Here is a 12,375-nt window from a genome sequence, read left to right as displayed (position 1 = left end):
ATATGTCTCGCCTGACACTTCAAATGCGAAAAATGATTTAAAGTGAGTTCTGCAGATAATCAATATATTGCTGAATGAGTTCTTCATTGCGTGAAAAATACGACCATTGACCATATTTCTCGGCTTGAATTAAGCCCGCCTGTTGTAACACAGACAAATGATTAGACATCGTAGACTGCGAAACATTACCGAGTTTTTCGATATTGCCAGCGCATACACCACGATTAAAGCCGCCACATTGTTCTTCTGACAAAAATTGTTCAGGTGTTTTTAACCATTCCAAGATTTGACGTCGAGTCGGATTGGCAAGTGCTTTAAAAATTAAATCAATATCCATAATTTAAACGGGTTTAATTAAATAAAAATTTGGACAACAAAGTTCTATTCAGCATCTTGAATACAATATATCGTATTTTTTCGATTTTTATATCGATTTTTTTAGATATATCGATCAAGAACAAATAGAACTTTGTTTTATATATAAATTTAAATTACAAACCTTGTTTGAGGCTGGCTTCAATAAACTTATCTAAATCGCCATCAAGCACTGCACCGGTGTTTGAACTTTCTACACTAGTACGTAAGTCTTTAATACGCGAGTCATCTAAAACGTATGAACGAATTTGACTGCCCCAACCGATATCGGACTTGGTGTCTTCCAACGCTTGTGCCGCATCATTACGTTTTTGCATTTCAAGTTCGTACAATTTTGCACGTAACTGTTTCCATGCATGGTCACGGTTGGCGTGCTGTGAACGTTGGTTCTGACATGCCACCACAATCCCTGTTGGAGCGTGAGTTAAACGTACCGCAGAGTCTGTTTTGTTAATGTGCTGACCACCCGCACCAGATGCACGATAGGTATCAGTACGAACATCAGCTGGATTTATTTCAATTTCAATATTGTCATCAATTTCAGGGGATACAAAAACCGCTGAGAATGAAGTATGGCGACGGTTACCCGAGTCAAAAGGTGACTTACGGACTAAACGGTGTACGCCAGATTCTGTACGTAACCAACCATATGCATACTCACCTTCTACACGGATCGTTGCAGACTTGATCCCTGCCACATCACCATCAGACTCTTCCATCACTTCTGCTTTAAAGCCATGACGTTCAATCCAACGTAGATACATACGCAGTAACATCGATGCCCAGTCCTGTGCTTCAGTACCACCTGAACCTGCTTGAATTTCGACATAGCATGGGTTCGGGTCCATCGGATTACTGAACATACGACGGAATTCTAATTTCGCAAGTTCTGCTTCCGCTGAAGTTAACTCTGCTTGCACATCTGCAAGTAAGCTTTCTTCCTCTGCTTCAACCGCAAGATCCAACATCGCTTGGGCATCTTCTAGTTGAGTTGAAAGCCCTTCGAGCACGTTAATGACGTTTTCGAGTTCACCTTTTTCTTTTGCCATTGCTTGTGCACGGCTTTGATCATTCCAAATTGCTGGGTCTTCCAGCTCACGTAGAACCTCTTCTAAACGCTCTTTTTTCAGATCGTAGTCAAAGATACCCCCGTAATGTTTGACCACGGTCGTTTAAGTCTTTTAGCTGTAATAGATACGGATTAATTTCCACGTGAATTACTCTCAATCAAAAAATTTGGCTTAAATAGCCGCCTATTATATCACAGAGCATTTGCACAGTTTCAGCCAGATTGATCATCCAAATCATTGACTTCAATGCACATAATATGAACAATACGCTCGCATTACTATTTATTACATTTTATTTACAACAATATTGTTTCGAGGGTTTTATGAAAAAGACATTACTTGCACTAGGGTTAGCTGTTATCACTTCATCAACTTTTGCTTATGATGGTCAAGTTGATGGCGGTTTTACTTATACAGATTGGGACAATGACATCGTAGATTCAAACGGATTGTTCAACTTACAAGGCACGTTATATTTAGACTCAGTAAACCCTAAAAATGGCCCATTAAACGAAGCTGCATTTTTAGGCCATAACAGCAATATTTATGCTAAATATAGCTATCAATATTTAGATACAAAAACAGTTGATGTATCAGATTATTTTCCTGTTTCAGGTCCGCTTGCAGGCAAAGCAGAATATGACAGCCACCATATTTCATTAGGTGCTGAATACTTCTTTGAACAATTCTACTTTAATGGTGAATTAGGCTACAAAGAAGAAAAAGCTGAAGTAAAAGTTGCTGGTATTTCAGCAAGCGAGGACTATGATTCAACAACATACCGCGCATTAGTAGGTTATTTACCTGTCTCTAACCTTTTACTTGCTGTTGGTATTGATGGCTATCAAGGCGACAACGATGAAGACGAAGACAACCGTTTTGCTGTCAAAGCAAAATATGTTGCGCCTTTGAACAATGGTCAATACATCAACCTGGAAGCAGATGGTGCTTTTGGTGATTTAGATTCTGTTACGATTGGTGCAGACTACTACTTCGACCAAGCTTTTAGCATTGGTGCATCTTACAACATCGAAGATGATGGTGATGAAGACACGGATTACTTCGCTATCCGTTCAAAATACTTCCTTAACCCGAACCTAGCAATCGGTGGTCAAGTTGGTTTTGGTGATGACGTTCAAGCGTTCAACATCAATGCAACTTTCCGTTTCTAATTTCATTTGAATTAGAAATTTGCATAAAAAAGCACCTCAATTTTGAGGTGCTTTTTTCTTTTGGATGTAATATTTACTTTAAAAAAAGTCGAGTTATTGACCAAATAATCTACAAATTCATAATATCTACACAGTTTTAATAAAACAAAACATTAATAATAATTATATATTTTTCAATATCTTAAATTACTAAAATTACATAAAATTACCGAATACACAGTTCTGCAACTTTGCAGCGATTGACCATCTTTAAAAATTCTCTAGACTAAAACTTGTAACAAAAAATGTATTAAATTTAGCCAAACAATTTAGAGGGGTAGTTTCCATGAAAAAACTCGCAATTGCTTCAGCACTTCTTTCTGCACTTGCTATTACAGGTACAGCTCATGCTTATCAAGCAGAAGTAGGCGCTTCAGCTGGTTACATCGACCCAGATAATGGAAGCTCTGGCAGTGAATTTGGTGTAAACGGTACTTATTACTTCAACCCTGTTCAAACTCGTAACGCTCCTCTTGCAGAAGCTGCATTCTTAAACCGTGCAAGTAACGTAAATGCACACGCAACTTTCGCTGACCGTGGTGATGTTGACGACAATACTTATGGCGTTGGTATCGAATACTTCGTACCAAACTCAGATTTCTATGTATCTGGTGATGTAAGCCGTAATAATGTCGAAGTTGACACTCCATTCGGCACAGTAGACAACGATACAACTTACTACGGCGCTGAAGTCGGTTATCTTCCTGCACCAGGCTTCTTAGTTGCAGTTGGTGTGAAAGGTTGGGATAACGATGAAGATGACGGCGTAGATCCAACTTTACGTGCTAAATACGTAACAACTTTAAGCAATGGTAAAGACATCAACCTTGAAGCGGGTGCAGCATTCGGTGATCTAGATGAATTCAATCTAGCAGCGGACTACTTCATCGACAAAACATTCAGTGTTGGTGCTGACTACTACAACAACGATGTCACTGATCGTAACGAAGTAGGGATCAATGCACGTAAATTCTTCAACCAACAAGTGAGCCTTGAAGGTCGTGTTGGTTTCGGTGAAGTTGGCAACAATGACTACAATTCATTTGGTGTAGCAGCGAAATACCGCTTCTAATCCATTGAAGTCAAAAACATAAAAAAAACCGCTCTTCTGAGCGGTTTTTTTATTTGCCTGTAAAAATAGAATTTATTGAGCCAAGTGTAAAACTCTCAATTGAACACTGACATTTCCTCTAAATTCATTTTTATCGAGTTCGTAGACCAAACGGATTTGATCTTGCATTGGATTAAATTCATACTTTTCTGCCGCATTAAATGCAATTGCGTCCACCATTAAGCCATTCTCTAAAGCAAGTTTTAACTTCAGATGCAGGTCTTTCAACCAACGATAATCTAAAACTTTAAATAGACCTTCATAGACTGGTGCAGGAAATTTTTGTCCCCATGGGCTTAAATTTTGCAGCAGATCGACGGTTTCGACATTAATGGCTGAATCAGGCAATTCACCATCTGTCCAAATAGTCGCCTGAAATAAACTTTCATCTTGCGCAGCGATCAGTGCCTCAAAGGCAGTTTTAAATTCAGAAAAATGCTGCTTTTGAATGGTTAGTCCTGCCGCGGCAGCATGCCCACCAAAATGACTCACCAAATGCGGATATAATTCAGCAATACGCTCAATACTGTCTCGAATATGAATACCTTCAATCGAACGCGCAGAACCTTTAATATGTACGCCATCTTCATCTGCGGCAAAGACGATTGCAGGTCTATGGAATTGTTCTTTCAAACGCCCTGCAACAATCCCAATTACCCCTTGATGCCAATGCTGTTCAAACATGATCAAGGCTGCAGGTAAGTTATCCTGATCAAGCTGAATATGTTCTAACTCAGCCAGAGCTTCCTGTTTAATCTGCCCTTCGACTTGGCGTCTTTCAATATTGAGTTGATTCAACTGCTGCGCAATCGGATAAGCCGTACTTAAATCTGCCGCAATCAGACACTCAATCCCAATATCCATAGTCTCCATACGCCCAGCTGCATTGAGTCGTGGGCCAACTACAAAGCCCAAGTCCTGTGCTTTTAACTGTGCAGGATCACGACCGGCAATATCCAATAATGCACTGATCCCTGGACGACATAATCCTTGCTGTATCCGCTTCAAACCAGCATCGATCAAAATCCGATTATTCAGATCTAGACTTGCAACATCCGCATAAGTGCCTAAGGCCACCAAGTCCAAATATTGGCTGAGGTTGGCTGTGGATTTAGCATTTTTTTTACGCATACTGGCCAAATTTGCCAACACATAAAATGCAACCCCTACGCCAGCCAAGGCTTTACTTGGAAATTCACATCCCAATTGATTGGGATTTACCACCGCTTCTGCTTGTGGTGTTTCCTTTGTGGTCAGGTGATGGTCGGTAATGATCACCTGCATACCATGCGCCTGTGCCTGTGCTACACCAGCATGGCTCGAAATACCATTATCGACCGTAATCAGCACATCTGGAGTAAAGCTCACGAAGGCCAAATCAGCAATGACAGGTGTCAGACCATAACCATATTTGAAACGATCTGGAACCAGATATTCAACATCCGCGCCCATATCACGTAGTGCCAAGACCATCAATGCAGTACTGGTCGCACCGTCGGCATCATAATCACCAACAATGACGATTTTCTTTTGAGTATCAATTGCTTGATCGATTATTTCAATCGCTTGCTCTAAACCCTTTAAGTTTGGCGCATGTAAGTGCTTAAGCTTCAATTCCAGCTCTTGTGCGGAAGAAACCCCGCGACGTGCCAATAAGTCCGCAATAAACGGGGCAACGCCCTGAATATCTTCAGGGCGCGTCAAATAGGGTCTTTGTTGAATTAAAAGTTTAGACATTTATGGCATCAGTCGCTGTAAAACCCATTGACCATCCTGTAGTTTATAACTCAAGCGGTCATGTAAACGATTCGGACGGCCTTGCCAAAATTCATAATAATCCGGAACTAAACGATAGCCACCCCAAAACTCAGGTTTCGCCAATACCTCTTTGCTTTCCACTTGATCATGCAAATTTTGGAATCGCTGTTGTAATTCTTCACGGCTGGCAATAACACCACTTTGTGGGGTGCTAATGTGCGCTGCAATTTGGCTATCACGCGGTCGCTTATGGTAATAATCTGTCGATTCTTCGAGAGATATCTTTTCCACACGACCACTGACCCGAATTTGACGTTCCTGCTCTTGCCAATAAAACAATAATTCTGCATAAGGATTATCGAGCAGATCATTGCCTTTTTGACTGTCATAGTTGGTGTAGAAGTCATAACCTGCATGGGTCGCACCGCGCAACAAGACCGTCCGCACGTGTGGACGACCTTGGGCATTTGCCGTAGCCAAAGACATAGCATAGGGTTCATGCAATTGTGCTTCTAAGGCATGGTTAAACCATAATAAAAACTGCTCATGTGGATCACGGTTCACCTGATCTTCATGCAACTCACCTTTTTGATAAGTTAAACGCAGTTCACTTAAGTCCTTAATCACATCATTCATGCAATTTCCCCTCTTGATTTAAGCTGCATTGGCACGAACAGCATCGGCCAAATGATTTGCCAATGCGGTGACTTCTTCAAGGTCATTACCTTCAACCATGACACGAATGACCGGCTCTGTGCCTGATTTACGAATCAAGATGCGACCACGCCCTTTAAGCTGAGCTTCAGCTTTTTCAAACTCGCTCACCAGTGCAGGTACGGCGTAGGGATCAAACATCGCAGCCAAGCGAACATTCACCAAGACATTTGGTAATAACTCAAACCCTTCCACCAATTCATGCAAAGCTTTACCTTGCTCAACCATCACCGTTAACACCTGAAGTGAAGCAATGATCGCATCACCTGTGGTGCTCTTGTCCAAAGTCAGAATATGACCTGATGGCTCACCGCCCGTTACCCAACCCTTTTCTTCTAGGCCTTGTAATACATAGCGGTCACCAACTTTGGCACGAAGCAAAGGCACATTGGCTTGATCTAAAGCAATTTCAAGCGCCATATTACTCATCACAGTACCCACGATACCCGCAGGCTTTTGACTCGCTTGAGTGGCTAAAATATACAGAATATGGTCACCAGTAATTTGCTGACCGTTTTTATCGACCATAATCACGCGGTCAGCATCACCGTCAAAAGCAATCCCTAAATCCGCCTGATGTTCAACAACGGCTTTTTGTAAAAATTCAGGATGCGTCGAACCACAGTCTTTATTGATGTTTAAACCATCCGGTTCGTTAAACAGCGCAATCACTTTTGCACCCAGTTCACGATACACCGAAGGGCCGACGCTATAGGCTGCACCATTGGCACAGTCCACCATAATTTTTAAGCCTGTCAGGTCAAAATGGTACGGGAAGGTTGATTTACAAAACTCGATATAACGACCATTGGCATCTTTTACACGCACACTTTTACCTAAGTTTGCAGGGTCTTCAATCACCAAGTCATTTTCAAGTTCTTTGTTTATGGCTTCTTGAATTTCATCCGGCAATTTTTTACCTTCGCTCGAGAAAAACTTAATGCCGTTGTCAAAATAAGGATTATGCGACGCCGAGATCACGATGCCTAAGCTGGCATGTAATGCACGGGTTAAATGGGCAATTGCAGGTGTAGGTAATGGACCCAACAAATGAACATAAACACCTGCTGCGTTTAAACCGGCTTGTAATGCTGACTCTAAAATATAGCCCGATAATCGGGTATCTTTACCTAGTACAACGATGGGCTTTGCTTTTTTACTGTATTGTTTTAATACTTTACCTGCGGCAAATCCTAGTTTTAATGCAAATTCAGGGGTAATAGGCAATTCACCGAATTTGCCACGAATGCCATCTGTACCAAAATAACTCATGTTGTACTCACTTCTTAATGGTGATCTTAATCATCACTTTTTACTGCAAATACTTTACACCAAAAACAAAAAGGCCGTCATATTAATGACGGCCTTTTCGGCTAAAAGCTACTAAATATCAACCAACACGGTAGTTTGGTGCTTCTTTAGTAATAGTCACGTCATGTACGTGAGATTCAGACATACCTGCCGCAGTAATTTTGACAAACTGTGCATTTTTACGTAAGTCATCGATCACCGCAGAACCGGTATAACCCATAGATGAACGTAAACCACCCATCATTTGATGAACGATGTTACCCATTGGGCCTTTGTAAGGTACGCGACCTTCAATACCTTCTGGTACAAGTTTTTCAGCGCCTGCTTTTGAGTCTTGAAAATAACGGTCAGCAGAACCTGTTGCACCTGCCATCGCACCCAATGAACCCATACCACGATAGGCTTTGTAGTAACGACCTTGGAAGAATTCAACTTCGCCCGGTGCTTCTTCCGTACCCGCCATCAATGAACCTACCATGATGGTACTCGCGCCTGCACCAATCGCTTTTGCCATATCACCAGAGAAACGGATACCACCGTCTGCAATCAATGGAATTTGATCTTTTAGTGCATTGGCAACGCTGTCAATCGCAGAGATTTGCGGCATACCAATACCAGCCACAATACGTGTAGTACAGATTGAACCTGGGCCAATACCCACTTTCACTGCATCTGCGCCAGCATCTAATAATGCAAGTGCTGCATCACCAGTCGCGATGTTACCGCCAATCACTTGAACTTGTGGATAGTTGGCTTTTACCCAACGTACACGTTCAATTACACCTGCAGAGTGACCATGTGCTGTATCAACAACAATCGCATCTACACCCGCTTCCACCAATGCTTCTACACGGCTTGGTGTTTCTGCACCTGTACCAACTGCAGCACCAACGCGTAAACGACCTAAGTCATCTTTGCAGCTGTTTGGATAGTTTTCAGCTTTACGGAAATCAGTAACCGTGATTAAACCTTTCAGTTCGTTGTTGTCATTTACAACAAGGACTTTTTCAATACGGTGCTTTTGAAGTAATGCTTGGATGTTTTCTTTTGATTCGTTTTCACGAACAGTCACCAAACGATCATGGCCTGTCATGATGTTACTAACAGGTTGCTCAAGATTGGTTTCAAAACGAGTGTCACGACCAGTAACAATACCCACCACTTGACCGTCTTTCACCACTGGTACACCGCTGATGTTATTTGCTTGAGTTAAAGCAATCAACTCACGTACAGTCGTTTCTGGTGTAACGGTAATTGGGTCTTTCACCATACCTGCTTCAAATTTTTTCACGCGGCGAACTTCTGCAGCTTGTGCAGCAATATCCATGTTTTTATGCAGGATACCGATACCACCGTTTTGCGCCATTGCAATCGCCATACGTGATTCAGTCACAGTATCCATCGCAGCAGAAACAAGTGGAATATTCAAATTGATGCCACGTGTGAAACGTGTCTTAAGAGAGACATCTTTTGGGAGAACAGTAGAATAGGCAGGGAGTAATAAGACATCATCAAAGGTTAGGGCTTCTTGAACGATGGTCAACATAACAGTCTCGCTGGTAATTTCCGTGAGCCATTATATACAAATTTCCGTTCAATTTTCATTTTAATTGCGGCAATTCTTTACAGAGTTTTCAATATTAACCATCGAATATGCTGTTTTCAGCAAGAATACACTGAGGGTTAGTCAGCAACTTGTTCAATACAGGCAGAATCCGAAGACTCTACCGCTTAATTTCAATAAATTTATTCTGGAACTAAAGCCTTAACTGACTTGATCGAAATCTTCATCATTTTCAGCGTCATGCAGTGGAATACTGATCAATGGAATCATTTGATGCGCGATGCGTGCTTTATTACATTGCTCATCAGCTATCTGCACACTTTTACATGTGGAACTCCGAGCCTCGTACACCCTACAACTCACTGCTTGCCCAATTTTCCCACCCAAAGCGATACAACGAGACTGTGTTTGATTGGTGCCCGCCATACATGAATACACGGCATTAACCGGCTCAGTATAATGTTCGGGCATATTCAGCCCTTCTGCCCAATAAAAAGAAACGCGATAGTGGGCACAACATGCTCCACAGGTTAAACATGCATCCTGAGTCGGTATTTGAGACAACATTTTTATCTATTCTCGTCATCTAAAAGCTTATTTTATGGACGAAAAATACTAAAAAATGTTATCTGCAAACTCAATTATTTTTTCTGAATTTTCAAGTCATTATACTGGGCAAGTAAAGACTGTTTCATCCATTAAATCGACACCACACTGCAAGGTTTCGATCCAATCTAAGAATTGGTTGATCTGTTCTTTACCAATAAATGGCGTGCCGTGCTGCGGTACGATCATTTCCACATCCATCGTCCGTACCATGTTGACCCACAGACGGATCACTTTGTTCGAACACATGTAGCGCTGATGGAAGCCTTTCATTTTAGGAATATGAGCGGCAAAATTTTCTAAAGGTTTAGAGGCATCATCCACCATAGATGCGCCCATATCCCCTGAGAATAAAATTTTGGCAATCGGGTCATAAAATTGGAAGTTACCAACCGAATGTAGGAAATGTGCAGGAACAGCCACCAAATGACTGTTGCCTAATGGAATCACCTGACCATGATCTGGCAGTTCGATCAGACGATCTAGCCAGTTGCCTTTCATGCGGTCACTCATAAATGCAGAGTTTAAATGCGGTAAGAAACGCGCCCACAGTTTAGATGCCACCACTTTGGCGTCGGTATAAACCAACCAACGCGGCATCGAGGTAATAATGTCTGGGTCCTGATGCGAGGCCATCACATAGTCAAGATTGGTCAAACGGGTATATTTATTCAGTTCCATAGTCAGTGGGACATAGGTCAAGTCACCACCTGGATCAAGCACTGCTGCGCGCTCATTATCCAAAATCAGGAACTGGTTCGCCTGTACGCCCTCGCCTTTTACCAAGCTGGTAAAGCTAATACATTTATGCTTTCCATCATCATAAAGTACCTGTGATGTTGTGCGTTCGAAAGCCATTCCCATTCCCCAAATTTTTTATCAAAAAAAATATATTCTATAGGTGAATAACATATATTTATTTAGGGAAACTTACAATAAATATTAAGTCAATATTATCTGAAATATCAGTGAATTGGGTCTCATTTATTGGCAAAGAATCCTGAGTTTTTAACTCAGGATTTCATGTATTTTTAATATGGTGAGATCATTATTTAAAATAAATAGTGTTGTGCCAACGCAGCCAAACCAATCACCAAGAATACTAGGGCGCCAATTTTATGAATCAGTGAAATCGGTAGTTTTTCAGCTAGCTTGTTCCCAATAAATACCGCAGGCGCATTAACCAACATGATGCCTAATGTCGTCCCCAAAGTCACCCAGCCAATACTGTCAAAGCGTGCAGCCAGTGCAACAGTGGCAATTTGGGTTTTATCTCCAATTTCAGCCAAGAAGAACAAAACGAAAGTGGCGCCGAAAACCCCATATTTTTGCCACTTATTGATACTTTCAGATTCATCATCCAATTGATCGGGGATCAACATCCACACCGCCATAGCAATAAAGCCCAGAGAAACGATCCACAATAAAACGGCTGGACTTAAAACAGTGGTAATCCATTGACCCAGCACAGCAGAAACCCCGTGGTTCACCACAGTCGCGAGGAAAATTGCAATTAAGATCGGAACGGGTTTACGAAAACGTGCAGCAAGCAGTAAGGCAAGTAATTGTGTTTTATCGCCCATTTCTGACAGGGCAACAACAGCAAGGGAAATGAAGAAAGCGGTTAACATGGTGCATTTCTCTGGCTAGCAATAACATATACCGATGACTTATCCCTCCTGCTAGCCAATGTGCAGAGTGATAAATCAAAGGTCTTGCCAACAAAAGAAAGCTACGAAGAGCTCATTTGGTTCTTTGCTATGATGACCATGCTCGTTTTAGAGCAAATATGTTGACCATCACCTTTTTACTTTGCGTAAAAAGCGGCTACTCCCCAATGAAGTAATGCTATTCTAGCGAGGAATGCATGTTTTCGCAATTTTAATTTTCGATGACTCAATTTGATATGCAAAACAATAATCAAAAATTTCAAGAATTTATTCAACACTATATGCATGTGCAGGATGTATTAATCATTGCAGGCGGCCCGTCTCAGCTCAGTTTTGACTTAACCACCATTCAGCCCTCAAAAAAGCTGCTAATCATTTGCTGTAATCAAAGTTTTCTTCAACTTCCTCAGGCTCAAATTGCCCATCATTCAGATTATGCGTGGTGGTTACACTATCAACCCATGCTCAAAGCCTGCTTTCAAGGTGACATCATTAGCGGATGTGGTTTAGGTCACAACCGTCCATATCCTGAACATGAAGTGATTAACTTCAAAACCGTGCGCATCGATACGCAAGCGGAGTTATTTCATTCACCGTACTTTGTGTATGGTAATAATTGCGGCCTTCAAGCCTATTCACTCGCACATCTCTTTCAACCGCAGCGTATTTGGCTGATGGGCTATGACTTCCAGCACCAACAGGGCCAAACACATGCGTATCAGCATCAACATGTGCAAGAACTGGAGCATTATGAAAAGTTTTGGGGCTTATTTTTAAAAGACTTCCAACGCTTTGAACATTTAAGACAAAAGCTTTGGTCGACGGCGCACCCACATCGTACACTTCCACTCACTTATAACCTCAATGCAAACTCAGCATTAAAGCTCTACCCTTCACCCATTGAACTTCCTGATTGGCTTTGTCAGTCCACCACCACGACGCCATAAAAAAACCCTGCCAAAGCAGGGTTCATTTTGAAACTTAA

At 41.7% G+C, this 12,375-nt stretch carries 12 protein-coding genes and 1 riboswitch; of the genes, 3 read left to right on the top strand and 9 right to left on the bottom strand.

What is annotated here, in order from left to right; genetic code table 11:
- Nucleotides 1-37: 37 nt before the first annotated feature.
- Together FTV04_RS04020 and prfB are read right to left on the bottom strand one after the other, a co-directional pair.
- Entirely contained in the window at nucleotides 38-337 is a 300-nt protein-coding gene (locus FTV04_RS04020; protein WP_078190555.1) for a helix-turn-helix transcriptional regulator, read from the bottom strand.
- 154 nt (nucleotides 338-491) lie between these two features.
- Nucleotides 492-1,587 (bottom strand): peptide chain release factor 2 gene (gene prfB, locus FTV04_RS04015; protein ID WP_111884474.1). Its coding sequence is split into 2 segments (ribosomal slippage): nucleotides 492-1,514 and nucleotides 1,516-1,587, totalling 1,095 coding nucleotides; the frame shifts between segments, so codons are not numbered across the junction.
- Nucleotides 1,588-1,768: 181 nt separating this feature from the next.
- On the opposite strand from prfB, the gene FTV04_RS04010 reads away from it, so the two are divergent.
- Both FTV04_RS04010 and FTV04_RS04005 read left to right on the top strand, forming a co-directional pair.
- A complete protein-coding gene (locus FTV04_RS04010) occupies nucleotides 1,769-2,617 on the top strand; it encodes a putative porin (RefSeq protein ID WP_180054191.1) in 849 nt (282 codons plus the stop codon).
- Between the two features lie 325 nt (nucleotides 2,618-2,942).
- A complete protein-coding gene (locus FTV04_RS04005) occupies nucleotides 2,943-3,728 on the top strand; it encodes a putative porin (RefSeq protein WP_180088742.1) in 786 nt (261 codons plus the stop codon).
- Between the two features lie 72 nt (nucleotides 3,729-3,800).
- Here the strand turns inward: FTV04_RS04005 and recJ are convergent, their stop codons facing one another.
- The 7 genes from recJ to FTV04_RS03970 all read right to left on the bottom strand — a co-directional run bounded on the left by recJ (nucleotide 3,801) and on the right by FTV04_RS03970 (nucleotide 11,351).
- A complete protein-coding gene (recJ, locus tag FTV04_RS04000; protein ID WP_180088740.1) occupies nucleotides 3,801-5,504 on the bottom strand; it encodes a single-stranded-DNA-specific exonuclease RecJ in 1,704 nt (567 codons plus the stop codon).
- Entirely contained in the window at nucleotides 5,505-6,161 is a 657-nt protein-coding gene (pdxH, locus tag FTV04_RS03995) for a pyridoxamine 5'-phosphate oxidase (RefSeq protein WP_180088738.1), read from the bottom strand.
- Nucleotides 6,162-6,179: 18 nt separating this feature from the next.
- The gene (glmM, locus tag FTV04_RS03990) at nucleotides 6,180-7,511 is read right to left on the bottom strand and encodes a phosphoglucosamine mutase (protein ID WP_180088736.1); all 1,332 of its coding nucleotides are present in this window, start codon (nucleotides 7,509-7,511) and stop codon (nucleotides 6,180-6,182) included.
- 118 nt (nucleotides 7,512-7,629) lie between these two features.
- A complete protein-coding gene (guaB, locus tag FTV04_RS03985) occupies nucleotides 7,630-9,096 on the bottom strand; it encodes an IMP dehydrogenase (protein WP_078190562.1) in 1,467 nt (488 codons plus the stop codon).
- Nucleotides 9,097-9,315: 219 nt separating this feature from the next.
- Nucleotides 9,316-9,681, bottom strand: coding sequence for a YkgJ family cysteine cluster protein (locus tag FTV04_RS03980; RefSeq protein WP_168379406.1), 366 nt, complete (start codon nucleotides 9,679-9,681; stop codon nucleotides 9,316-9,318).
- Nucleotides 9,682-9,780: 99 nt separating this feature from the next.
- On the bottom strand, nucleotides 9,781-10,578 hold the full coding sequence (locus FTV04_RS03975; RefSeq protein WP_078190564.1) for an MBL fold metallo-hydrolase: 798 nt from the start codon (nucleotides 10,576-10,578) through the stop codon (nucleotides 9,781-9,783).
- A gap of 194 nt (nucleotides 10,579-10,772) precedes the next feature.
- Complete coding sequence (locus FTV04_RS03970; protein ID WP_180088734.1) at nucleotides 10,773-11,351, bottom strand: TMEM165/GDT1 family protein; 579 nt, start codon at nucleotides 11,349-11,351, stop codon at nucleotides 10,773-10,775.
- A 74-nt stretch (nucleotides 11,352-11,425) separates the two neighbouring features.
- Nucleotides 11,426-11,568: riboswitch (yybP-ykoY riboswitch) on the bottom strand.
- A gap of 58 nt (nucleotides 11,569-11,626) precedes the next feature.
- On the opposite strand from FTV04_RS03970, the gene FTV04_RS03965 reads away from it, so the two are divergent.
- Entirely contained in the window at nucleotides 11,627-12,337 is a 711-nt protein-coding gene (locus tag FTV04_RS03965) for a methyltransferase type 11 (protein WP_180008776.1), read from the top strand.
- The last annotated feature ends 38 nt before the right edge of the window (nucleotides 12,338-12,375 follow it).

The organism is Acinetobacter sp. YH12219 (assembly GCF_013417875.1).
GTDB classification, from domain to species: Bacteria; Pseudomonadota; Gammaproteobacteria; order Pseudomonadales; family Moraxellaceae; genus Acinetobacter; species Acinetobacter amyesii.
Note: the sequence above shows the minus strand (reverse complement) of the source record. Positions and strands in the feature narration are given on the sequence as shown.

Bases quoted from the DNA above. Each gene is read 5' to 3' on its own strand.
- FTV04_RS04020 (WP_078190555.1), bottom strand. From the start codon at position 337: ATGGATATTGATTTAATTTTTAAAGCACTTGCCAATCCGACTCGACGT.
- FTV04_RS04010 (WP_180054191.1), top strand. From the start codon at position 1,769: ATGAAAAAGACATTACTTGCACTAGGGTTAGCTGTTATCACTTCATCA.
- FTV04_RS04005 (WP_180088742.1), top strand. From the start codon at position 2,943: ATGAAAAAACTCGCAATTGCTTCAGCACTTCTTTCTGCACTTGCTATT.
- recJ (WP_180088740.1), bottom strand. From the start codon at position 5,504: ATGTCTAAACTTTTAATTCAACAAAGACCCTATTTGACGCGCCCTGAA.
- pdxH (WP_180088738.1), bottom strand. From the start codon at position 6,161: ATGAATGATGTGATTAAGGACTTAAGTGAACTGCGTTTAACTTATCAA.
- glmM (WP_180088736.1), bottom strand. From the start codon at position 7,511: ATGAGTTATTTTGGTACAGATGGCATTCGTGGCAAATTCGGTGAATTG.
- guaB (WP_078190562.1), bottom strand. From the start codon at position 9,096: ATGTTGACCATCGTTCAAGAAGCCCTAACCTTTGATGATGTCTTATTA.
- FTV04_RS03980 (WP_168379406.1), bottom strand. From the start codon at position 9,681: ATGTTGTCTCAAATACCGACTCAGGATGCATGTTTAACCTGTGGAGCA.
- FTV04_RS03975 (WP_078190564.1), bottom strand. From the start codon at position 10,578: ATGGCTTTCGAACGCACAACATCACAGGTACTTTATGATGATGGAAAG.
- FTV04_RS03970 (WP_180088734.1), bottom strand. From the start codon at position 11,351: ATGTTAACCGCTTTCTTCATTTCCCTTGCTGTTGTTGCCCTGTCAGAA.
- FTV04_RS03965 (WP_180008776.1), top strand. From the start codon at position 11,627: ATGCAAAACAATAATCAAAAATTTCAAGAATTTATTCAACACTATATG.